This is a genomic window from Bacillus sp. DJP31 (genome assembly GCF_049310945.1).
GTDB lineage: Bacteria > Bacillota > Bacilli > Bacillales > SA4 > Bacillus_BS.
In genome coordinates this window covers 1-1094 of record NZ_JBMERO010000090.1, presented here as the reverse complement: position 1 = coordinate 1094, position 1094 = coordinate 1, and the positions used below count along the sequence as shown (strand labels likewise).

General features: G+C 36.5%; 1 protein-coding gene. It reads right to left on the bottom strand.

Annotation, left to right across the window (positions count from 1 at the left end; translation table 11 throughout):
- Positions 1–188: 188 nt before the first annotated feature.
- Positions 189–1094: tyrosine-type recombinase/integrase (locus ACOI1C_RS22540; protein WP_422512874.1), on the bottom strand; the 906-nt coding region annotated here is incomplete at its 5' end.

Below are 1094 nucleotides of genomic sequence, written 5' to 3'. Positions count from 1 at the left end.
ATAGGGATGAAAGCAACTTGGTACCCTTGATCTATTGCGTGAATCCCTAGGGCAATAGACAGATGCGTTTTGCCATTATGGAAAGCTTTCCATAATGGAAATTATCGCAAGTTTTTGTTTATGGAAAGATATTCTTTAGAAAGCGATATATTCGTGACATATCAAAGAATATCTTTCCATAATATTTTTTATCTACAAAAATCCTGTAACCACTTCAATAGGTTGGTATCCTCATCCCAAGTAGGGGTATCCTGCGTTATAACCTCCATATAAGCAGATTCCAATGCTTTTCTTTTCGTTTCTGTATTTGCTCTTAAATAGATTTCTGTTGTAGTCACATTTACATGTCCCAACAAATCTCTTATATAAATCAGGTTTACACCTGCCTCTAGCAAATGCATTGCTTTTGTATGCCTGACCAAATGAGGATGGAGACTTTCGGAGAACAGAACATCCGGATGAGATTCCTTAGCCAGGTGTAAGTACTTTTCTAAAATATATGTTATACCAGGTCTTGTGAAAGGGTATCTCTTACTATTGTAAAATAAAGGATGACTTTGGTTTCCGTTTTCCAGCAGACGATTCTCCGTCATGTAATTCTCCAACAGATCTCGGGTCTTTCCCATAATTGGAACGCTTCTTCTTTTATTTCCTTTTCCTGATAAATTTATCGTTGCAGGTTTCGTAAGTCTAACATCACTAGTTTTTAAATCAATTAATTCCTGTACTCGTGCTCCTGTATCATAAAGAGTAGCCATTATTGTTAAATCACGCCGTCCCCTTTTCTTACTAGTATCTGGTTGTTCCAATATATACTTCAGGCATTCCTGTGAAAGATATTCAACCGTCTTTATTTCTCTTTTTTTAAAGGGAATTCCTAAGATTTTTTGGCATTCCAACATAATTTCAGGATGTTCTGACTGCGTATAACGGTAGAAACTATGGATCGCTGCCAGTCTCTGGTTACGGGTGTTAATGCTGACATTACGGTTTTTTTCGAGCCAAAGAAGAAAACCTCTCATTTCTTCTGCTTTTAATTTATTAAATGTAAGGTGCTCTGGCTTGATACTCAGTTCTAAATCACAATACATCAG